General features: G+C 46.0%; 18 protein-coding genes. 15 read left to right on the top strand and 3 right to left on the bottom strand.

Going from position 1 to position 22,323, the window contains the following annotated elements; translation table 11 throughout:
* Nucleotides 1–77: 77 nt before the first annotated feature.
* From Q7P33_RS13085 to Q7P33_RS13035, 11 genes are all read left to right on the top strand, one after another.
* The gene (locus tag Q7P33_RS13085; RefSeq protein ID WP_303870954.1) at nucleotides 78–3,668 is read left to right on the top strand and encodes a radical SAM protein; all 3,591 of its coding nucleotides are present in this window, start codon (nucleotides 78–80) and stop codon (nucleotides 3,666–3,668) included.
* 15 nt (nucleotides 3,669–3,683) lie between these two features.
* Entirely contained in the window at nucleotides 3,684–5,396 is a 1,713-nt protein-coding gene (locus Q7P33_RS13080; RefSeq protein ID WP_303870953.1) for a radical SAM protein, read from the top strand.
* 27 nt (nucleotides 5,397–5,423) lie between these two features.
* Nucleotides 5,424–5,693 carry a Nif11-like leader peptide family natural product precursor gene (locus Q7P33_RS13075; RefSeq protein WP_303870952.1) on the top strand — a complete coding sequence of 90 codons (270 nt, stop codon included), beginning with the start codon at nucleotides 5,424–5,426 and terminating at the stop codon, nucleotides 5,691–5,693.
* A gap of 145 nt (nucleotides 5,694–5,838) precedes the next feature.
* A complete protein-coding gene (locus tag Q7P33_RS13070; RefSeq protein ID WP_296558103.1) occupies nucleotides 5,839–6,111 on the top strand; it encodes a Nif11-like leader peptide family natural product precursor in 273 nt (90 codons plus the stop codon).
* Between the two features lie 230 nt (nucleotides 6,112–6,341).
* Nucleotides 6,342–6,614: a Nif11-like leader peptide family RiPP precursor gene (locus tag Q7P33_RS13065; RefSeq protein WP_303870949.1), complete on the top strand. Its 273-nt coding sequence runs from the start codon at nucleotides 6,342–6,344 to the stop codon at nucleotides 6,612–6,614.
* A gap of 77 nt (nucleotides 6,615–6,691) precedes the next feature.
* On the top strand, nucleotides 6,692–8,443 hold the full coding sequence (locus tag Q7P33_RS13060; protein ID WP_303870948.1) for a radical SAM protein: 1,752 nt from the start codon (nucleotides 6,692–6,694) through the stop codon (nucleotides 8,441–8,443).
* Complete coding sequence (locus Q7P33_RS13055) at nucleotides 8,419–10,122, top strand: radical SAM protein (RefSeq protein ID WP_303870947.1); 1,704 nt, start codon at nucleotides 8,419–8,421, stop codon at nucleotides 10,120–10,122. The genes Q7P33_RS13060 and Q7P33_RS13055 overlap by 25 nt, the downstream gene beginning before the upstream one ends.
* Nucleotides 10,123–10,227: 105 nt before the next feature.
* Nucleotides 10,228–11,379 carry an ABC transporter substrate-binding protein gene (locus Q7P33_RS13050; RefSeq protein WP_303870945.1) on the top strand — a complete coding sequence of 384 codons (1,152 nt, stop codon included), beginning with the start codon at nucleotides 10,228–10,230 and terminating at the stop codon, nucleotides 11,377–11,379.
* Nucleotides 11,372–12,196 (top strand): HlyD family efflux transporter periplasmic adaptor subunit, encoded by an 825-nt coding sequence (locus Q7P33_RS13045; RefSeq protein ID WP_303870943.1) that lies wholly within the window; start codon nucleotides 11,372–11,374, stop codon nucleotides 12,194–12,196. The genes Q7P33_RS13050 and Q7P33_RS13045 overlap by 8 nt, the downstream gene beginning before the upstream one ends.
* 15 nt (nucleotides 12,197–12,211) lie before the next feature.
* Nucleotides 12,212–14,413, top strand: a complete 2,202-nt coding sequence (locus Q7P33_RS13040) for an NHLP family bacteriocin export ABC transporter peptidase/permease/ATPase subunit (RefSeq protein WP_303870941.1) — start codon at nucleotides 12,212–12,214, stop codon at nucleotides 14,411–14,413.
* Nucleotide 14,414: 1 nt separating this feature from the next.
* The gene (locus tag Q7P33_RS13035) at nucleotides 14,415–16,556 is read left to right on the top strand and encodes an NHLP bacteriocin export ABC transporter permease/ATPase subunit (protein ID WP_303870939.1); all 2,142 of its coding nucleotides are present in this window, start codon (nucleotides 14,415–14,417) and stop codon (nucleotides 16,554–16,556) included.
* 87 nt (nucleotides 16,557–16,643) lie between these two features.
* On the opposite strand, the gene Q7P33_RS13030 is transcribed toward Q7P33_RS13035, so the two are convergent.
* The gene (locus Q7P33_RS13030) at nucleotides 16,644–17,138 is read right to left on the bottom strand and encodes a rubrerythrin family protein (RefSeq protein ID WP_303870937.1); all 495 of its coding nucleotides are present in this window, start codon (nucleotides 17,136–17,138) and stop codon (nucleotides 16,644–16,646) included.
* Nucleotides 17,139–17,358: 220 nt separating this feature from the next.
* Complete coding sequence (locus Q7P33_RS13025) at nucleotides 17,359–18,024, bottom strand: GTP pyrophosphokinase family protein (RefSeq protein WP_070370848.1); 666 nt, start codon at nucleotides 18,022–18,024, stop codon at nucleotides 17,359–17,361.
* 345 nt (nucleotides 18,025–18,369) lie between these two features.
* Between Q7P33_RS13025 and Q7P33_RS13020 the strand changes: the two genes are divergently transcribed.
* The 4 genes from Q7P33_RS13020 (at nucleotide 18,370) to Q7P33_RS13005 (ending at nucleotide 21,212) form a co-directional block, all read left to right on the top strand.
* Nucleotides 18,370–18,618: a GlsB/YeaQ/YmgE family stress response membrane protein gene (locus Q7P33_RS13020; RefSeq protein WP_303870934.1), complete on the top strand. Its 249-nt coding sequence runs from the start codon at nucleotides 18,370–18,372 to the stop codon at nucleotides 18,616–18,618.
* A gap of 194 nt (nucleotides 18,619–18,812) precedes the next feature.
* Nucleotides 18,813–19,871: a bifunctional glycosyltransferase family 2/GtrA family protein gene (locus Q7P33_RS13015; protein WP_303870932.1), complete on the top strand. Its 1,059-nt coding sequence runs from the start codon at nucleotides 18,813–18,815 to the stop codon at nucleotides 19,869–19,871.
* Entirely contained in the window at nucleotides 19,868–20,755 is an 888-nt protein-coding gene (locus Q7P33_RS13010) for a phosphodiester glycosidase family protein (RefSeq protein WP_303870930.1), read from the top strand. Before Q7P33_RS13015 ends, Q7P33_RS13010 begins: the two co-directional genes overlap by 4 nt.
* Nucleotides 20,736–21,212: a hypothetical protein gene (locus tag Q7P33_RS13005; RefSeq protein ID WP_303870929.1), complete on the top strand. Its 477-nt coding sequence runs from the start codon at nucleotides 20,736–20,738 to the stop codon at nucleotides 21,210–21,212. Before Q7P33_RS13010 ends, Q7P33_RS13005 begins: the two co-directional genes overlap by 20 nt.
* A 146-nt stretch (nucleotides 21,213–21,358) precedes the next feature.
* Here Q7P33_RS13005 and Q7P33_RS13000 read toward each other — a convergent pair whose 3' ends face one another.
* Entirely contained in the window at nucleotides 21,359–22,240 is an 882-nt protein-coding gene (locus tag Q7P33_RS13000; protein ID WP_303870928.1) for a sensor domain-containing diguanylate cyclase, read from the bottom strand.
* Nucleotides 22,241–22,323 lie beyond the last annotated feature (83 nt).

Genomic DNA, 22,323 nt, shown 5'->3' with positions numbered 1-22,323 from the left:
AATACACTGTGAATAAAAAATTACGAAAATGCGGATACAATACAAATAAAGTGAATAAATTGAACTGGAGGCACATAGTGAAAACGATCAACTTGAAACTGATGCTGATTCATCGCGGAACCCGAACCCATTCGATTACCCAAATTGAGCCGATTGGTCATATGTCGCTGGCGGAAATGATGGCCAGTAAAGGGATTGAGGTGGCGGTTTTTTCAGGGGAGCTGTTAAAAGGGCTGGAGTTTCTGGCAGCAACCGGCTCCGATAGTAATACGGTGGTCGGTTTATACTGTGACTATGAGAATCAGTCAGCGGTTGAAAGTTTTTCCCGGGAAATTAAAAGGCGGTACGGTGCCACTGTGCTGGTAGGCGGGCCCCAGACCGTTGGTTTAGGGGAGGCCTTTTTGCGGGCCAGCCAGGCAGACGCAATTATGCGGGGTGAAGGGGAATATTCACTTTATGAGGCCATCCATGCCCTGCAAAATGAAGCAATCGAAAACTGGGAGCGTATTCCGGGACTCTGTTCACTCCGAAGTGATGGCAGTTATTATGATAATGGCATTTATCCGGCCATTGAAAATCTTGATGAACTGCCAATTATTACCGGGACAATTAAATCAGCCCAACATCAGGGCATCAATCATATGGCAGTCATGTCAGGACGAGGGTGTCCTTTCCACTGTTCTTTTTGTTATGAAGGGGGAAACAGCAAAAATGTAAGACGCCGCAGTGTCGCAAATGTGATGCAGGAAATCCGCTGTCGGCTGAAACAAAACCCTAACGTGAAGTACATCTTTTTCGGTGATGATACCTTCACCCTCGATAAGGAACGGGTGCGAAGTTTTTGCGAACAATTAAAAGAGCTGCGGAAGGAGCATGATTTTGTCTGGTTTGCCGATGCCCATGTCAACATCGTCATTAAATACCCGGAAATTGTCAAAATGATGGTCGATGCCGGGCTGGTGCGGATGCAGATCGGCATTGAAAGCTGTAATCAACATATTATTGATATCTATAACAAGAAGATCAAACGGGAAGGCCTCTTTGAGGTCATTGAAATCTGTCAAGCTGCCGGACTGCCCCAGTTGGTCGGCAACATCATTATTGGCGGCGCTCTGGAAACCCGGGAGAGTCTGGACTATACCTTTGATACCGTCAATCAGATGATTAAAGCCGGTCGGGGGATGGTGGAGGTGGTCAGCACCTTCTATATGCCTTTCCCGGAAACGGCGATGTCCAAAAATCCCGAAGCTTTTGGCATTTGTGTCAGGGACAAAGAAGCCCTGACATCAGTGGGGGATTTTCCGGTGATTGAAACCGCCACCTTGAGTATTGAGGAAATCTGCGCCGCCCGGAATGAATTTTTCGAAATGAATACCCGGCTGATGCGAAAAATGCTCAGTGATGGTGAAATCCCCGACGAAGTGATTCTAAAAAGCTATGCCCTCAGTGAAAAATACGGCCTCAGTGGAATGTGGCAGGGCCTGGCCTACTCCCGCTACCCCTATTTTGATGCTCAGTACAAGGCTCGGATCCGGGGCGACAAGCTGATGAAAGATTATGACGAGAAGACGGTATTTGCCACCCATCCCCAGCGGATTGCACTGCTGTCGCTAACCCCCGAGCTGGCGGCCGAGATTCCGGTATTAAATGGATTTGTCTATTCCCCCTTTGAATTTGAAGTATTAAAATACAGCTCCGGAAAACTATCGATGCTGGAGATGGCAGAAATACTATTCCCGGCATACCAGCACAGCTTTGAAAATTTTACTGCCTTTAAAGCGCATCTGCTGCAGACGATTAAAAAATTGGAGCAGGTCGGCATGTGTGTGTTGTCGGGGCCATTGACCGCCCAGGCAGCTGATCAGCAGTGGCAGGTTCGGGAAACAACCGGGGAGGACAGCGTGAAAAATAAGTTTATACTTTTTAAATTATCAACAATTGGGATGGAAATTGCCGGCTTCAGCCGAAATGGCGCTTTTCTGGGCATTTATGGTCTGGCCAGCTATCTCGATGCCAATGGCTATGATGCCATTGTCTGTGAATGTCGCCCGGATCAGACCATCGATTACCTGAAACGCTACCCGTTTCATGAGATTTGTGGGATCGGCTTTTCGGTGGATTTTGAAAACAAGCACGTGGTTAAAAAAGTCAGTGCGGCCATTACCGAAACCTATCAGCTTCCGGTGCTGATTGGCGGCCCGGAAGCAATTTCTCTGGATGAAGATTATCTGCGGCAATCGCAAGCCAAAGCCATTGTCAGAGGCGAAGGCGAACTGGCGATGGTGGCGGTGCTGTCGGCCTTGAAAGAACAGCGAAGTCTGGTAGGGATTCCCGGTATCTTTTATCTTAATGAGCATGGTGAGGCAATTGACATGGGCGAAGGCCCGGTGGTGGAAAACCTTGATGAGTTGCCTTTCCCGGCCTACGATAAAAGCATTACCCCGATTGATTTTAGCAGTCTCTATCTGATGAGCAGCCGGGGTTGCCCCTACCACTGTGTCTTCTGCCATGAAGGGGCCTTAAAACGGCCGATGCGACAGCGCAGTGTGGACAACGTCATTGCCGAAATGAAGTACTTTCTGCAAAAATACCCGGAGCTGAGTTATTTTAAATTCTGTGATGATACCCTGGTCACCAATCCTAAGTGGCTGGATGCGTTTTGCCGGGAAGCCAAAGTCTTGCAGGCAATCCGGCCCTTCCAGTTCTATTGTGAGGCCGATGTCGTGTCCTTAAGCCGACGACCGGAAGTATTAAAGGCGATGGTGGATGCGGGCCTTAACCGGCTGCAAATTGGTATTGAAACGGTGGATAAGGAGATGCTCAAAGTTTACCGCAAAAATATTTCCCCGGAAATGGTTGAAACGGTCGTAAAAGCAGCCTATGATGCCGGGGTGCAACAGGTCTTTGGAGCGCTGCTGGTGGGCGGGCCCATTGAAAACCGGGAACATATTGAAAAGAACAAGGCCTTTGGGGCGAAGCTGCTGCGATTGGGACCGGGGATGATGGAAATTGCCCCCAGCATTGTGATGCCTTACCCGATGACCGATATTGGCCTGTATCCCCAAAAATACGGTCTGACGATTTATGACCGGCAGGGATTGGGCAGTATTTCGGATTACCCGCTAATGGACAGTGAAACCATGGATCGTCGGGAAATCATGGGGGCCTATCAGGAATATCTCCAGAGTTTTGTCGATGAGGTCAAAATCATGTTGAATAACGGCGAGCTCAGTCATGAAGATATTCTAAGATGTTATAAAACATCACTGGCTGCCAACGGCCCCAAATATTGGATTAACATAATTTCCCATCATAAACCGACATTGACGGCTTATTACACGATGCTGGCCCGGGAGGCCGCCAGTCGGATTGTCGATGTGGATCGCCAGGAATTGCCGCACTGGCGGCCCCAGCGGTTAATTGAGATGTGGCGGGATGTCGATTTCTCCCAGGGCTATCCGCTGTTGTGGGGGGAGGCATTATCACCCTTTGAATATGAAATCATGAAATATGCAACCGGTAAAAGCACCATTGCCACCATGACCGAGCTGCTTTATGAGCGTTTTGGTAAACCATTTGGCGAAGGGCAGGATGAATTAATGGAACGGATCATTGAAACCCTGAAAGTTTTTGATAAAAAATACTGGCTTCTTGTTGTTCCGTTCTAGAAAAAGGGTAATAAAATGAAGATACTCCTATGCAATGTATCAAAGAAATATGAAACTAGGGTTCACGATTATCTGGGGCTCTTTTATCTGGCCGGAGCTCTGGAAGAAGCCGGCTTTGAACCCCTGGTTTTTCATGGTAAACCGGAAGAGCTGTTGGAACAAGTCAAACAGAACCAGCCGGATGCTGTGGGCTTTTCCTGTGATTTTGATAATGTTTCGCTGATTGCTGATTTGTCCCGAAAAATTAAAAACGGCTGGGAGATCCCCGTTATCGTCGGCGGCCCTCAGAGCATTGGGCTGGATGGGCAATTTCTAAAAGAAAGCCAGGCCGATTATATTTTAAGCGGTGAGGGTGAAGTGTCGCTGCCGATGCTCTTAAAGGCGGTGTTAAACGATGAGGGCGAGTTAAGGGCGATTAACGGACTGGGGATGATCAGGGATGGGGTTTTTACGGTCACCCCGCCGGAAATTATCAAAGATCTGGATGCGCTGCCGTTGCCCGCCTACCACGCTTCCCTGCATAGTGATCACGACTACGGCAAGCTGATCTTTACTGGTCGGGGTTGTCCCTTCCAATGTGCCTATTGTGCCCCCAGCCCCGGAAAACAGCAAGTGCGGTTGCGCAGCATCCCGCTGGTACTCGATGAAATCAGATTGAATTTACAAAATAACCCAAATTTGAAATACATTATTATTATGGACGATGCCTTTACCCTCAACCGTGAGCGGATTGAAGAATTCTGCCGGGGGATGAAGGAAATCCGCAAAGATCGCGACCTGGTCTGGTATTGCGAATGCCATGTCGGCCGAATCAAAAACTGGATGGACATTCTGCCAACGATGATCGATGCCGGACTGATCCGGTTGCAGATTGGTATTGAGTCGGGCGATCAGCAGGTGATTGATGCCTATAACAAGCATGTCAAGATTGATGATATCGTTGAATTTGTCACCTATGCCGCTGATTGTGGGCTGACCCAGATTGCCACCAATTTTATTGTTGGCGGGCCAGCGGAACGCCCGGGGGCAACAGCAACCCTGATAAAAACGCTGATCGATCGGGCTCCGGGTATCATTGATATCATCACCGGCTTTTTAAGAGCGTATCCGGGTACCGAAATCATGGATAATCCGGAGAAGTTTAATTTAGTACTGCATGATCAGTCGGGCCGCTTGTCCGGTGATGATTATCCCTTTGTCACTCCAGTGGGATGTAGGCAGGATCAGATCATGAACATGCGTCAGGAACTCAACAAGGTGATCCGCCAAAGTATGCAGAATAAAATCAAAAACCATGCGTTAAAAAATGAGGTGGTGCAAAAGCAATTTAACGCCGCCCTGAAATATGGCATCCGCAGCCGCTGGTTTGAGGAAATTGCTGCCAATCCCAGAGCCTATGAATACTTTTACGTGCTGTATTTAAAGGAAGGGCAGGCCTTTGAAGGATCGATGGATTTTTCCAGCGATTATCCCCAACGCACCTTTGAATTATGGCGCACGATGACCTTTACCGAAGGCTTCCCCAAACTCGATGGGATGGCGCTATCACCGCTGGAGTATGAGCTGCTGCTGCGTTGTGCCGGGAAAAGAAGTCTGGCCGAGATCGAAGTCGAATTATATGAACATTTTGGTGGCCCGTATCACGATCCGGCTGAATTCCATGGAAAATTAATTGATCTGCTGGATCAATTTGATTTTAAATATTGGCTGACCCATTTTGTGATTTAGCCAAAATCTTTTAAAAGGAGGATCGACATGAGTATTGATAGTGCCAGAGCATTAGCCGCAAAAGTATTAACGGATGAAGTGTTGGAAAAACAGATTCGCGACACAAAAACAGAAGCAGAATTTGATGACGTTGTTGCAAAATGGGGTTATAGTTGTTCAGTTGCTGAATTCATGGCCGCTTTTAAAGAAGCACAAGCAAAACAACCGATTAGTGATGAGGAATTGGATCATGCTGCTGGTGGAATAACATTGGTGGGGATCGACTACCCGTTTGTTATGACACCAATCGTTCCCTGAGTCGAATTGGTTTTAAGACCTGGGGATTCAGCTCACAACCAGGAAGAATTCCATGGAAAATTAGTTGATCTATGGGATCAATTTAATTTTAAATATTGGCTGACACATTTTGTGATTTAGCCAAAATCTTTTTAGGAGGAAGAACATGAGTATTGATGGTGCAAAAGCATTGGCCGCAAAAGTTTTAACCGATGAGGCCTTGGCAAAACAACTTGATGGTGCTAAAACTGAAGCAGAATTTGATGCAGTGGTCGCAAAATTGGGTTACAGCTGTACTGCAGCTGAATTTGATGCTGCTTTTAAAGAAGCACAGGAAAAACAGCCAATCAGTGATGATCAACTGGATCAGGCTGCTGGTGGCTTAAGTATTGTTGGCGTAGACTACGCATTCACAGCAACACAAACCGCTCGAGCTTAGTCATTAAACAACGAAGGGGATTTTCCCCTTCAAATTACTGACTCATATGATCATTCAGATAGAGTCAGTAATTTAAAGGGGAGTAAAATAAGGAGCGATAAATAAAAAAGTGACTGAATTAGACGCGATTACGAGTAAAATTTTTAATGCAGTGTGATTGTCTACCTGTTTTTAAAATTAACTGACTCAATTCATGATTCAGTTGAAATAGTAGAGAAAGGAGGAAGAACATGAGTATCGATGGTGCAAGAGCATTGGCGGCAAAAGTATTAACGGATGAGGTTTTGGCAAAACAGATCAATGAAGCCAAAACAGGCGCAGAATTTGATGTGATTGTTGCCAAATTGGGCTATACCTGCTCGGCAGCTGAATTTAAAGCAGCATTTAAAGAAGCAAAAGACAAACAGCCAATCAGCGACGATCAATTGGATCAGGCGGCCGGTGGCCTAAGTATTGTTGGTGTGGATTATGCATTTGTCGCAACCGAAACGGCGATGAGTTAGAACAACTGAAGGGGAGATTTCCCCTTCAAAGTACTGATTGGAATAACCGTCAGTAGTTTAAAGGGGGAACGGTGCAGATGGAACTATTATTAATCAAATCACACCGCTATGTCAGCGGTTATATTCCCGGCAGTAATCTGGGGATGAATATACTGACCCAACTATTAAGGCATAAGGGCTATCAGGCCGAGATGTTTCAAGGCTATGCCAAAGAAGCCCTGGATTATGTGGTCGCATTGATGGAAACAGAGGACAAACCCCAAATTATCGGCTTTTACTGTGATTTTAACAATATTCACTGGGTCAAAACCTTTGCTAAGGAAGTCAAAAGGCGCTATCCTGAGGTGATTTTACTGGCCGGGGGTCCACAGACAGTCGGAATGGACGCTGAATTTTTAAAAGATACCACCATTGCAGCCGCCTGTATTGGCGAAGGAGAAGAAACGATCCTGGAGCTGATGGATTTTTTTATAAACAGGAAGGGTTCCCTCGAAACGATTCAGGGAATTATGTTCCTTGATGAAACGGGTGCCCTGGTGGAAAATGAGCCGAGAAAGCCACCGGAAGAACTGGATACGATTCCCTGGCCCGACATCACCCTGACCAATGATTACAAACATTTTGGCCTGCTGCCGATTTTGACCGGTCGGGGTTGTCCGTTTGGCTGCACCTTCTGCTATGAAGGGGCCAATGCCAAACGGGTTCGCCGGCACTCCGTGCCATCGCTGATGGACGAAATCCGAGCCAACTTTAAACGCAACCCGGCCATTAATTATGTTAATTTTCTCGATGATACCTTTACCCTTGATCATAATCGGGTCGATCAGATTTGCAAAGAAATAACCACAATCCGCACAGACTACGATTTTGTCTGGTTTGCCAGCGCCCATATTTCAACCATTGACAAGCATCGCGAGATGGCTAAGCATCTGGCCGATGCCGGTCTTGTCAAAATCTTTTTTGGGCTGGAATCAGGCAGTGATCAGGTGTTAAAAAGCTATAATAAAAAAATCACCCGGAAAATGGCCGTCGATGTCATCAACCACTGTGTTGAATCGGGGATTCACGGAATCTCTGGCAATATTATTTTGGGTGGGCCCCATGAAACCCGGGAAACCATTGAAGAATCGGAGTCGTTGATTATGGAACTGCTCTATAATGCCCCGGGTCAGTTTGAAACGGCCTATTTTTCATTTCTGCCCTATCCCAAAACGCCAATCACTCTCCATCCCGAAAAATTCGGGATGTCCATCTATGAAGAGTTGATTGATTGTTGTAATGAGGACATTCCCCTGTCTCGCACCGAAACACTGGATTTTACCGATCTGACAAACATTCGCCTGCAGGCCAACAAGCGACTGCAGAATGAAATGCGCAAAATTTATTTTGACGGCAAAATTCCCGAAGCGGTAATTCTCGATTCGTATCGACTGGGGCGACAATACGGCGTTTTTACCCGCTGGAATGATTATGTCTATAAAAATATTCCGATTGATGACGCCTACTGGAAAATGCGGGCTTCGGATGAGTATGTTCTCCATACTCAATTGGGAAAAAACGATGAAGAGGCTGTCATTCACCGCACCTTTGAATTATGGCTTTACACCGATGTCAGCGGCGAAAGACCGCAGATATTTAATCAGGTACTCGATGAAATCGACTATACCCTGCTGAAATTATGCAATGGCAAGCTGTCAAAAAAAGAAGTGCTGCTGCAGGGCAGAATGAAGCTCGATCCCCAGGGCATCAATCCTGATTTTTACAATCAGGCAGAGCAGGCCCTGAATAAAATGGAGGGCCATAAGTGGATTTTATACCGGAGACCATAAGCAGCAAACCCCAAGTTTTACTCATTTATACCCAACGGATGATCCGGGGACGAACCTTTGAAATGATTGAAAATCTGGGAATTCTTACCCTGGCGGCCCAGCTCAATGCCAATGGTTTTAAGGCCAAAGCGTACACCGGCATTACCACCGATGTGGTAAAAACCATCAAAAATTTGACAGACCGCCTCTTTGCGGTCTGTTTCTACTGTGATTTTGACAATCGTTCGGCAGTGGCGGCGATTTGCAGTGAGCTAAAAAAGCAGCATGATTTTTATGTGGTGGTAGGCGGCCCCCAAACCCTGCATATGACGAAAAAAGATCTAAAAACATATCAGGCCGATGCGATTATTAAGGGCGAAGGCGAAGAATCCCTCTTGGCCTGGTTAAGTGCCAGGGTTCGGGGTGAAGATGTATTTGTTCCGGGCGAGCTTCGAGCCGATCAAAACGCCGATTACGTTTATCTGGAGGATTTTGCCAGATACGAATGGCCCCGCAACGAAGATGTCCTGGAGTTTCAGGAGCGGCCGCTGTTGTCGGTTATTACGGCAAGAGGTTGTCCTTATCGTTGTGCCTTTTGTTTTGAGGGCGGGAATTCCAAAAATCTGCGGCTGCGTCAGGCCGAAGATGTCCTGGCTGAAATTGAAGAACGACTAAAAAGAAGCACCCGCCCCCGCTACCTGTTTTTTTGTGACGATACCTTTACCACCCATCCGGTTAGACTGAAGCAGATCTTAGCTGGCCTGAAAGTTTTACGGGAAAAATATGATTTTGTCTGGTTTTGTGAAGGCCATCCCGGCTTTTTAATCAAACACCCCGAGCTGATCCGGGAAATGATTGACAGCGGCATGGTGCGAATGCAGATCGGGATGGAAACCGGGGTGGCTGATGTGCTCAAAGCCTATGGCAAACAGGCTAGCCCCGCTGATATTAAAAAAGTGGTTGAGCTTTGCTACGCCGAGGGTTTACCCCAGTTAACCGGGAACTATATTATTGGCGGAGCCTTTGAAACTGCGGAAACCCTGGCTGAGACCACCAAAACAGTACTGGAATTGTTGGATCTGGCCCCGGGGATGCTGGATCTATCGACAACTTTTATTATGCCCCTGCCCGGCACTCAAATTTATCAGCATCCCGAAAAATTTGGAATCACGCTGGAAGATCGGGAATGTCTGACCAACCTCGAGGATTTTCCAGTCAACCATACCGAGGCGCTGTCGTTGCCGGAAATCTGCATGGCGCGTTCCCGGTTTATTACGGCAGTTTCAAATAAAATGAAACAGCAGTTTAAACAGGGTTTGATTCCTAAAGCACGGATTTACACTGACTTTAAGCTGGCCTTTAACTATGGCATTGCCGCCGGATACCTTAAATTTATCTATGCCAAAGACCCGATCATGGTAGCCTATTATCAAAAACTGACTGAGTATCAAGGGCTGTTAAAAGAATGGCATGAACTGAGCGAGCCAGAGAAAAATAACGCAGTGATCCAGATGATTCCGGATTTTTCGCTGCTGGATATTAATAGTCTCAGTCCGGTCGAACTTGACATTCTGGCTGGCGCTGGCCGCTTTACCATCGCAGAAACGGCAGCCAGGCTAAATTGTGCCCCGGTGGATCTGAACATATCGCTAAAAAGCCTAAGTGACCGCTATCTGATTTTATTTTCGGCGTTTATTTAGACTAAGAATTATCTCAATAGGTAATTTCGAAATGAAAAGGCATCGAACAATGATTGCTTTGGGTGCAGTTTCGCAATTACTTAATCTAATAATAAGGAGACGGACATGAAAAAACAACGGATGATCTTAGCCGTCCTGACCATCCTGATGATCGGCGGCTTGCTCGGTGCTGGCTGTACCGGCAAGACTGAGGAAAACGGTAAATTGTCAGTCGATGTGGTGTACCCTTTCTCGGAAGATTATAGCCAATCCTTCAAAAATGGCATTGAACTGGCCGCCCAGGAGATCAACGATCAGGGCGGAATTCTTAATCAGTCCATTGAAGTAAACTACAATGATGATGGTAACAACATAAATACGGCAGTAGAGGTAGCCACTCGAATCGCCGAAAATTCGGATTTCCCGATTGTCATTGGCCATCGCAGTACCGACGATGTACTAAAGGTGGGGAGCATTTATCACCAGAACAATAAGCTCCTCTTTGCCCCGATTATTGCCAGTTCGAAATTGAATTTAGCCCAAAATCCGGGGGCTTATCTTTGTGCGCCGTCCGACGATGCCATGGCCAGTGAGCTGGTTGGCAGCATCGCGGCTCAGGGAATCAGCCGGATTGCGGTTGTTCATAGTGCTGGCAATACTTATGGTAAAGACTTTATTCAAAAGGTTGAAGAACATGCCAATGCGACGGGCATTGAAATTGTTGATGCAGTTTCGTATCTGCCAAACCTCGATTATTTCCGCTATTATGTCAAAAAATGGGACAGTATGGGGGCTCAGGCGATTGTTAGTGCCTGTGTCGGCAATGATATCACAGCGCTTTATGAGTATTTGGAAAAAACCGGCAACACCCGGCCAATCTTTGCCAGTTATGACATTGAGATTCAAGCGTATACAATTCCTCAAAGTATGAAAAACCTGATCCAGGTCACCAGTTATTTTAACAATACCGCTACCACTGGTGCCGAGGCCGCATTTATTCAGGCCTATCAGCAGGCTTATGGTTTGACACCGGATCTGCCGGCCGCCCAGGCCTACATGGCGATGCATCTGGCAGCTGATGCGGCCAACCAGGCCCAAAGTCTGAAAATTGAGGCGATCAGAAAAGTGCTGGAGGAAAACAGTTTTGAGACCGTCTATGGCGGCTTAAGCTTTAATAAACGGTTGATCACTGGGATACCGGTATTTCAGAAGATCTATTTAAATGATCAATTGGTGCCCAAAAATAATATAACAGGGGGAGGCAACAGCGGTGAATAAATCGATATTTCGGAATAAAGAGGATAAAGGCACTCCCAAAAGTGAACATGCGGCCCTGATGACAGTCATCGGTCCGGGAAATCTGCTGATTTTATTGGGTATTATTATTTTTCTGGTGGGCGTGATGATTTACGCCGTGACCGTTCCCATTAATATTACCACCACCACCGATGCGGTGGTAGCCTATGGTGAAGGCACGGTGGATGTGGTGGTTGAAAATGAAGGAATCCTGTCGCAGTTGGCCGTCTCCAATGGCGACTATGTCAAACGGGGTGATTTGCTGGGGGTTTTGACCACCGAAGCAACGGCAACATCGATCAGTAACGGAACTGTCTTGACCGATCAGCTAAAAAGTCTGGTGAAACGGCAAACCATGATTGTGGCCATGGAAAGTGGTGTGATCGCCGACTTGAGTTTTCAGGATGGGGCATACATTCCCAAAAACTCGACGCTCGGTAAAATTGTCAAACGGGAAAACGAAGACACCACGGTGGTGGTTCAGGCCTATTCCAGCTATGAAGGGGCCATTAATGTCAAGCAAGGTGATAAAGTTTTTATCAATCTGGAATCGGTCAACAGTGATAAATATGGCTATTTAAGAGGGATTGTCCGTAGTGTTTCGCTCAGCGGCTTGTCCCAGGATGAAGGGAGCCCCATCGAAATGCTGATTATTATCGATCCCAAGGTGGACGATCAGGGAAATTATATCTGGACCAAAGAAAACAATGGCTTTAACGGTGAAATTATCGCAGGAACCTCCGGCACGGCGACGATTTTTACCGATCAGCTTTATCTCATTGATCTGATTATTTCCTAGAAAGGCGGCCAACGCATGACGAAATCACAATCCGAAAAAAGTTGGGATGAGCACGAAAAACTGCCTAAGATAGCCAAGGTTCCGGTTGTATTGCAAATGGAAGCGGTGGAATGTGGGGTTGCTTCACTGTCGATGATTTTGGCCTATTATGGGCGCTACGAAACCCTGGAAACGCTACGGATCGATTGTGGGGTATCCCGGGATGGTGTTAAGGCCGGGAACATTGCCAGAACGGCTCGGCTTTATGGTCTGGAATCCCAGGGCTTTGTCTGCACCGTTGATAAGTTAAAAGAAATGGTAATGCCTGTGATCATTCACTGGGATTTTAGTCATTTTGTAGTGCTGGAAGGGTTTAAAAACGACAAGGTATATCTGTGCGATCCGGCTTCGGGACAACGGGTGATCACCACAGAGGAACTGGGGCAGATGTTTACCGGAGTCGTCATTGAATCCCGACCGGGACCCGATTTCACGCCAGCTGGAGAAAAACCCAATGTTTGGAAGGCGCTCTATAAACGACTTTCCCAAACCGGCGTGTCACCGCTACTCTATGCCCTGGTATTGGGTGTGCTACTAGTCATTCCTGGGCTGATCATCGCAAATTATGCTAAAATTTTTGTCGATTATTTCCTGAATAATACCGAAAGATTCGATATTCTGATCTTTATTTTTATCCTGTTAAACACGGTGGTACTCCAGGCGATTCTTAACTGGCTAAAGGAAAACGCGCTGGTGCGGATGGAGAACTATATTGCCATTGACAGTGCCGGTGCCTATCTGCGGCACGTGCTGCGGCTGCCGGTGGAGTTTTTTAATCAGCGCCAATCCGGGGATATCAACAGCCGGATGCAAAGCATCAATACGGTAGCCACCGCATTGTCAAGCAATCTGGCCCGGATTCTGGTCAATCTGGTCACGGCCTTTTTATACCTGATTTTGCTGTTTCAATATAATGTCATCTTGACCCTGATCGGGATTGTTATCACCGCAATCAATATTTTTCTGCTGCAGTACACCGCCAAGAAAAATGCCGATAACAACCGGGTACTGCTCCAGTATCAGGGAAAATCAATTGGCTGGATCATGGTTAATCTAAAATCCATCGAAACCATTAAATCGATTGGGGAAGAAGATAATTTCTTTACCCGGATCGCTGGACTCAGTGCCGAAACCCTGGCGGTGGAACAGAAAATGGGCCGGATGGAAGCCATTATTTCGGTGCTGCCGACTCTGATGACCAGTATTTTAACGGCCCTGATCTTTACCATTGGCAGTGAGTATGTCTTAATGGGAGCGATGACCATCGGTACCTTTGTGGCCTTTAACACTCTGATGACTGGTTTTACTCAGCCAATGAGCGAACTGGTCAGTACCAGCGCCGCTCTGCAGGGGATGATCGCCGATATTTCACGTCTCGATGATGTTGAAAAGTATCCCGAAGATGTCGCCCTGGAAGCCGAAAAACTTTCATTGGATGGGTTTGACTGCGATCAATTAGAAGGTGAGATTGAGATCCGGGATCTGACCTTTGGTTATAACCGCTTATCGGCTCCGATTATTCAGGGCTTGAACCTGACACTCCGGGCGGGTGGCTCGATTGCGCTGGTGGGTTCGTCGGGCAGCGGTAAATCGACCATTGCCAAAATGATAACCACCCTTTATCAGCCATGGAGTGGTGAAATCCGTATCGATGGCATTGATATTAAGGCAATACCAACTGAACTGCGCGTCAATACAATGAGTTCGGTCGATCAGGAAATCGTCATGTATTCAGCTTCGGTACTGGATAATATTACGATGTGGGATGAGACCATTGCCGTCGAGGATGTCATCCAGGCCACCAAAGATGCCTGTATTTATGAGGATATTCTGGCGCTGCCCAATGCCTTTGACCATATCTTAACCGAGGGTGGCAAAAACTTAAGTGGTGGTCAACGGCAACGCCTGGAAATCGCCCGGGCACTCTGCAAAAATCCCAAAATACTGATCATGGATGAGGCTACCAGTGCTCTGGATACGGCCACCGAAGCTGCGGTCAGTGAAAACATCCGGCGCCGGGGCATCAGCACCATCCTGGTTGCCCATCGGTTGTCGACGATTCGGGATTGTGATGAAATCATCGTGTTAAGCTGTGGCGTTGTGGTTGAACGGGGAACCCATAAAGATTTAATGGCTTTAGGTGGCGAGTATGCAAGTCTGATCAGAACTGAGGGATAAGATGGCAAAAAAATTAGAAGAAATCCGACAGCTCAATAAAAAATACGATAATAGTGCCCAAAAAGCCTTCGACAGTGTGTTGTCGCCTAAAAAATCGGCCGCTCTGGATGATAATCCCCTGATTGCCGCTGTGGCCAGAGTCGCTGAGGCGATGGGTATTGACGTTAAAATACCCCCGCTTAGAAAGCTTAGTGGTGGTGATCCCTTTAAACTGATTGCCGATGAATCGGGATTTCGAATCCGCCAGGTGGAACTTAAAGCCAATTGGTATCAGCATGATAACGGCCCGATGCTGGCGTTTACAAAAGACGGGGAGCCGGTCGCCCTGATTCCAAAATCCCCCAGTCGCTATCGGTGCTGGCATGGTGATGGGGGAGCTCAGGAAGTGGATGCTCAGTCGGAATTCGACCGGGCTTATGTTTTTTACCCACCTCTTCCCAAGGAACCCGTTTCTTTCTTAGAAATGGTGAAACTGGGCTTAAAGCTGTTTCGGCGACTGGATCTGGTCTTAACGCTGGTGCTGGCACTGGCGGCGGCGCTGCTCTCGTTGTTACCGGCGATGGCGATGCAGGAGGCCTTCAACGTCTGGATTCCTCAGAATCAGTCGGTGACAATTTTGGTCGTCGGTTTTATTCTGGTGGCGGTGGCCATCAGTCGGGGTTTGTTTGCAATGGTGCAGAACATCTGTGTGCTTCGCATTCAGGGAAAATTGTCAATTTTGCAGAATTCTCTGCTGGACAAATTGTTATCCCTGCCGGCCTCATTTTTTAAACAGTATTCATCGGGTGCGCTGGCGATGCGGGCCACTGGCTTTGCAATGATCCAGAAAATTCTATCGGTGAATGTTATCACAATGATTATCACCAGCTCATTTTCACTAATCAACGGATTGTATATTTTTACCATCAACACCACTATTGGTTTCATTGCCATGGCTTTAACGGCGGTCAGTGTGGCCATCACCCTGGTCATCGGAAAAGCGCAAATGAAATGCCAACGGATATCACTGGAAATGTCCAATGATATTTCGGGCATGGTTTTTGAGCTCATCACCTCGGTTTCACGGCTACGAGTGGCTGGCGCCGAAAGCCGTTCTTATCTGAAATGGGTTAGGGAATATGCCAAACAGCGGAAGGTGGAGTATAAACGCGGCCAGCTGATGGCCTTACTGCGGCTGATGACCATTGCCCTGCCGACTCTGTCGATGTGTGTGATCTACTATTATGTCAGTGTCAATAGCATTTCCTCCGGGGGCTTTGTAGCCATCAATTCGGCCTTTGTCATTTTTATCTCGTCGCTGCTGGGGCTGGTGCAAACCCTGATTTCCATCAATAGCGTGGTGCCCCAGTATGAAAACACCAAGCCGATCATTGACGGAGTGCCCGAAGTGGATAGCTTTAAAACGACCCCGGGCAAGATTCAGGGAGAGATTGAAATTAAGCACCTGTACTTTTCCTATTATCCCGGGGGGGCGACGATTCTGGATAATATTTCTCTCCATATTAAACATGGCGAATATGTGGCCGTTGTTGGGGCCTCTGGTAGCGGTAAATCAACATTGTTGCGGCTGCTATTGGGCTTTGAAAAACCCACCAGTGGCAGTATTTACTGTGGCGGCTTTGATCTGGAAAGTGTCGATATCCGGGAAATCAGAAAGCAAATGGGGGTAGTTCTCCAGGACAGTCAACTGATTCCCGGGGATATTTTATCAAACATTGCCGGTTCAAAAAAAGAACTATCGGAAGATGAAATCTGGGAATTACTTAAAAAAGTCGGGATGGATGAAGAAATCCGGGAAATGCCGATGGGTCTCAAGACCATGGTGGCAGAGGGTGCCGGTACCCTGTCTGGAGGCCAGCGGCAGAAGCTGCTGATTGCCAGAGCGATTGCGGCCAATCCGGCAATACTCTTTTTTGATGAAGCCACCAGTGCCTTGGATAACCGTTCCCAGAAGACTGTTTCTGAAAGCTTGAAAAATCTCGACGCCACCCGAATTGTGATTGCCCATCGGCTCAGTACGATTATGGATTGCGACCGGATTCTGGTGCTGGAAAAAGGCAGCATCGTTGAATCCGGCACCTATGATGAACTGATGAAAAAAGAAGCGTATTTCTATAAGTATGCCAAGAGGCAGCTGGTCTAAGAACACAGAAAACCAGAAGAATGCTTGCCAGACGGCAGTGGAATTCTTCTGGTTTTATCAAGTTAGGAGATAAGAAAGATGCAGGGTTTAGTATTTAATAAAGCTGGTTCCGGGAACGCCACAGATCGGGCATTTGTCAGGCACGGCTTTTTCAATATTTCCGCAGAGGGGGCAGAGGTAGTAGAAGATTTCTTCAGTTTGATCGAGGTTTTCCAGGGCTTCCTGATACAGCCGGGCATGAACGGCTTCAGCTTTCATTGCAAAGGTAAAGGTTTTAATGGCAGCCTGATTGCCTTCAGCTTCAGCTGCTTTAATGAAATCCGGATACATCTCGGTAAACTCGTGTGTTTCTCCAGCCACGGCGTCTTTTAAGTTGTCAGTAGTGCTGTGGATCTTACCAGCGACTTCAAAATGTTTTAAGGCATGTAGGGTTTCAGCATCGGCTGCCGCTTTAAATAATTTAGCCGCATTGATTTTTCCATCAGCTTCAGCTTTCTTTGCATAGGTAGTGTACTTTCTGTTTGCCTGAGACTCCCCGGCAAACGCCTCCATAAGATTGTTTAATGTTTTTGATTCTGACATTTGTTTTCCTCCATATCAATAGTTTAAATAGTTAGTTCGACTTAGCAAGAGTCAGGAAAGAAAGGGGAACGTTCCAGAGTCTTGAGTGTGAACCTTCGCTAAAGGTAATTATTACTAAACAGTAATGAATATAAATAAGATAACATGGAATAATCAGAGTGTCAATAAGATATGTAAAAAAAGCATAAAAAAACCGAGGTGATTGCCTCGGTATCGATTATTATTGGTCGCAGTCGTTTGTAGTAATTTCTTCGTAGATCATCTGCATTTCTTCATCCAGTCGGGTAATTGACTCGGCACAGTATTTGAGCCGCTCCCGAAGCCCTTCGGAGATATCGCTATGACCTTTGTATTTGAGTTGATGTTCAAGACTGGCCCAGAAATCCATGGCGATGGTACGAATTTGGATTTCCACCGGAACGGATTCGGTTCGCTCAGCCAGAAAGATGGGTACCAGCACAATCAGATGAAGGCTGCGGTAGCCATTTTTCTTGGGCTCATTGATATAGTCATTTTTACGGATCAGGGTAATATCATCATGGCGCAGCAACAGGTTGGCAATCCGATCAATGTCATGTAAATAGTTACAGATGACGCGAACTCCAGCAATATCCGTCAGGTTTTTACGGATGTTTTCAGCCGTAATTTCCAGCCCTTTTTTCTGCATCTTTCCGGCGATGCTCTGGGGGGATTTTAGCCGGTACTCCATGTGATGGATCGGGTTATGGTCATATCTGGCCTGGAATTCTTCATCCAGAATTTCCAGCTTGGTTTTAATTTCTTTGATGGCAGCCCGGTAAATCTGCTGCTGTAGGAGAAACTCCTTTAAACTACCATTCATGTCCAGGTCTTCAGAAAAGGGGAGCTCAGTCGAATTAATCTGCATGATTGTATTTCACTTTTATCAGTTAAGAGTTGAAAGTGCCTTTCTATAATTAATCGTGGATATGGAAAATAGTGAATCGAAAAACGTGGTAATCTCAATAGAGGCTACAACTAATTATTTTAACGCTAAAAGCTTAGATGCAATTTAAGCTTTGACTGACTAATAAAAAATTTAAATAATAAGGTGGAGAGAAAGCGGGGCTGATTAAAACGATGAAGTTGGAAGGTTTGTTTAAAGATAAGCGGGTATAATAATAAACAGAAGAAAATTAGGTGATTGAAAAACGAAACCCAAGACTGAAGGAAGGGTCGCAAGTACCTAAAAATTAAGAAAGGAGGTGATAACATGGGATTTTTTAGCTGGATTTTCCTTGGTGGTTTAGCCGGTTGGCTGGCCAGCATGCTGACAAAAAACAATGAAAAAATGGGACTTATTAAAAATATTGTCGTTGGAATACTGGGCGCCATGATTGGTGGTTTTGTATTTGGCTTTTTCGGCACCACGGGAGTAACCGGATTTAATCTTTGGAGTATTTTTGTTGCCTCAGTAGGAGCAGTAATTCTCCTGGTGATTATTAATTTGTTCACAAAATAAAATTGTCAACGCGATGTTTAATGTGGTCGGAAAGGAGATGCGGTTTATCTCCTTCCCGACTTTTTTGTATTTGGCTAAAAATCGTGTCAAAATCGAGAAGTTTTTGAAACAAAACGTTAAAATTCAGCGCCCAATCACAGAACTATCACTTTAGGACGATAGAATGCTGACAAGAACATAAAGGAGGTCAGCATATGAAACCTGTTGTGATTATTCCGGCTCTGAATCCGGACGAAAAACTAATCACCTTAGTTGAAAAACTAAAACACGATGATTTAACAACAATTATTATAAATGATGGCAGTGCCCCCGGGTATGAAATCATCTTTGATATCTTAAGAGAAAAGCTCGACTGTGTGGTTCGGGTTCACCATAAAAATATGGGCAAAGGGGTTGCATTAAAAACGGGAATGGCCTATGCTGCCAATATTTATCCGGATGCGCCGGGCTATGTTACGGCGGATGCCGATGGGCAGCATGCACCGGAGGATATCTTAAACGTAGCCAGGATGCTGGAACAAAATCCGGGCAGCCTTATTCTGGGAACCCGTGATTTCAATAATACGAAAACCCCCTTTAAAAGCAAGTGGGGTAACCGCATCACATCGTTGGCTTATTTATTGAGTACTGGAGCGCGGTGTCCGGATACCCAAACCGGACTGCGGGGAATTCCGATGAGTTGGACAAGAGAATTACTAAAAATTCCCGGTGACCGCTATGAGTATGAAATGAATGTGCTACTGGAAGCGGGTAAAAGTCGGATTCCGTTTGTGGAAATACCGATTGAGACCATTTATTTAAATGAAAACAAAGCATCTCATTTTCATGCCATTAAAGATTCGGCCCGGATCTACCTGAATATTTTAAAATTCAGTTTATCATCCTTTGTCTCGGCGATTGTGGATAACTCGGTCTTTACGCTACTGATGCAAATTGCTTTTGGAGCAACCTCGTTGGGAATTCTGGAGGCAACTATTATCGCCCGGGTGATGTCCGGTGGGGTCAACTATCTGCTTAATAAGCACTGGGTTTTTCAAAATACCGATCAGCAAGGGAAGGCGGCATTGCAGTACGCCATTTTGTTTATCAGTCAGATGCTGTTGAGCTGGTTCTTTGTCTCCAGTTTAAGCAGTCTACCGATTCACCTGACGGTGTTAAAAGTATGCGTCGACACAGGATTATTTATCGGCAGTTACCTGATTCAGAAAAACTTTATTTTCGGGGAACACAGAAAGGAGTATCGTCTTAAATGATCACGTTTTTTTCAAAACCGTATCGCTGGGCAGGGGTATTTTCGCTGCTGCTGGTGGGGTTGTTTATCTTTGTGTTGCTGGATGCTTTTGTGATTCAGAAATCAATGGTGATCGTGGCTTCAGAAACAAGTGCCGAAACGGCTGCAGCGGCAGAAACCGAACCGGTGATTACCGCAACATCTTATAGTGATGAAAATATCCAGATTAGCATTGAAACTATTTCGAAATATGATTCGACCATTTATGTGGCGGATATTCAGGTTTCGGATGCGGCCTATCTGAAAACCGCCTTTGCCAACAATACCTATGGGCGAAATGTCAAGGCCAAAACGTCAGATATCGCCGCTGCTCAAAATGCGATCTTTGCCATCAATGGTGATTATTATGGCTTCCGGGACGACGGCTATGTATTGCGTAATGGCATTGTTTATCGGGATAGTGCCAGTGAGAATGAGGCTTTGGTTATTGATCAGGACGGCAATTTTTCAATTGTCGATGAAAATGAAGTCAGCATGGCATCACTAAGCGAGAATTGGCAGGTGCTGTCATTTGGGCCAGCTCTGGTTGAAAACGGCGAAGTGATGGTGGACAATAGCAGTGAGGTTGGTCAGGCAAAAGAAAGTAATCCCCGCACGGCCATCGGACAGATTTCAGAGGGACATTATCTGGTGATCGTTTCGGATGGCCGGACGGATGAAAGTGAAGGTCTTTCATTGCTTCAGTTGGCCCAGGAATTTAAAGAACGAGGCTGCACCATTGCCTATAATCTGGATGGTGGCGGATCATCCACCATGGTTTTTAATGGCGAAGTGGTCAATAATCCCACCGACGGCCGCAGTAATTCAGAACGGGAGGTTAGCGACATTGTTTATTTCGGGTATTAAATTACAAAACAATTCTAAAAAGCTTGGAAAAACCATTGCTGTTTATTTGCTGATGACGGTTTTAGCCATTGCTGTTAATCTCATCTATGGTTTGTTTGGCCACGGGGTTCATTCAGCGGCCATGACCGGAATGTTCTTATACCCGTTATTGGGTGGGGCACTGGGGTATTTATTGATTGATCGCTACATGGTCTTTATTACCCGGTTTGTTGTTTATCGCATTGGGTATAATAGCTTCAATTCAGGGCTGGCCGCTCTGACGGTGGGGAGTTTTCTTAAAGGGATTCTGGAAATTGCCGGTACGAATTCCCCATATCTGATCATTTTTTTCTTCCTGGGTTGGGTAGCAGTTGGAATCGGATTGGTAGTATTTGGGTTTCTGGTAGTTTCAAACCAGCGGTTTTTAAAGGCTGGAAAAAGAATGAAAAAAACTGAAGAGACGTTCATCCATGAATAAGGTGAATATTTAGAATAATAGCAGCAACAGAAAAAGCAAGTGAGAGCATTTTTTAAAATCTCACTTGCTTTTTTTGGTATACGGGCAGGAGTCAGCATGAAATTGAATAAATGGGTAAAAAAAGCGGTTATCGATCACAAATCAGGTCACTGTTTAAATGAATGTGGGAGTTGATTGGGTCGGCTGTTTTTGATCTCATACAACTTTTTGTCGGCTTCAATGATGACCTTTTCCAGGAGCACCTCATGATGCATTTGGTATAATCCAAAACTGGCACTGATGTGGATCAGGGAATCATCGTACTTTATTTCAATGGTATTAAGGACATGCTTTAATCGGGCAATCAGGATCGAAGCTTCAGCATAATTGGTATTGGACATCAGCAAAACAAATTCATCACCACCATAGCGACCAAACAGATCAAAGGCCCGGATGCTTTCATTGATGGTTTTAGCCACCGTTTTTAAAACCAGATCCCCAGCATGGTGACCATAAGTGTCATTGATTGTCTTGAATCGATCAATATCAATCATGGCAACACAAAGATCAGCGTCAAATCGTTTGGCTTTGGAAAATTCAACATTGGCCAATTGTTCAAAATACTGGCGATTAAAGATCTGGGTCAGACTGTCCCGCTGGGCCAGATCCCGCAGCTTCTGGCCTTCCACTTTATCGGTCACGTCCATGCAGCTGCCAATATAGCCGGCAAATTCATGGTCGTTGATATAGTAGGGAACGCCCCGGTCATTGATCCAGCGATAAACACCATCCCGGCGTTTAAGCCGGTATTCCATTTCAAAAGATTCCTGTTTGGCGAAGGCTTCTAAATATATTTTCAGGCACATGTCAAAATCTTCGGGGTGGACACCTTCTGCCCATCCATTTCCCATTTCCTGAGTTATTGTCCGGCCGGTAAATTTCAACCAGGTGGTGTTAAAGTAGTTACACAATGTATCGGTACCAGCCCGCCAGATCATATTGGGTGAGGACTCAACAATGATCCGGTACTGGTCATTATCCAGTTTCATAGAAATACCTCCAGAAAAATTAAACATTAACGGTTTAGAGTTAATACTTATTATAGCCTGAGTTGGGTATCTTTGCAGTAAAA

Origin of the sequence: Acetobacterium wieringae (assembly GCF_026646375.1) — a bacterium.
Classification (GTDB): domain Bacteria; phylum Bacillota; class Clostridia; order Eubacteriales; family Eubacteriaceae; genus Acetobacterium; species Acetobacterium wieringae_A.
Note: the sequence above shows the minus strand (reverse complement) of the source record. Positions and strands in the feature narration are given on the sequence as shown.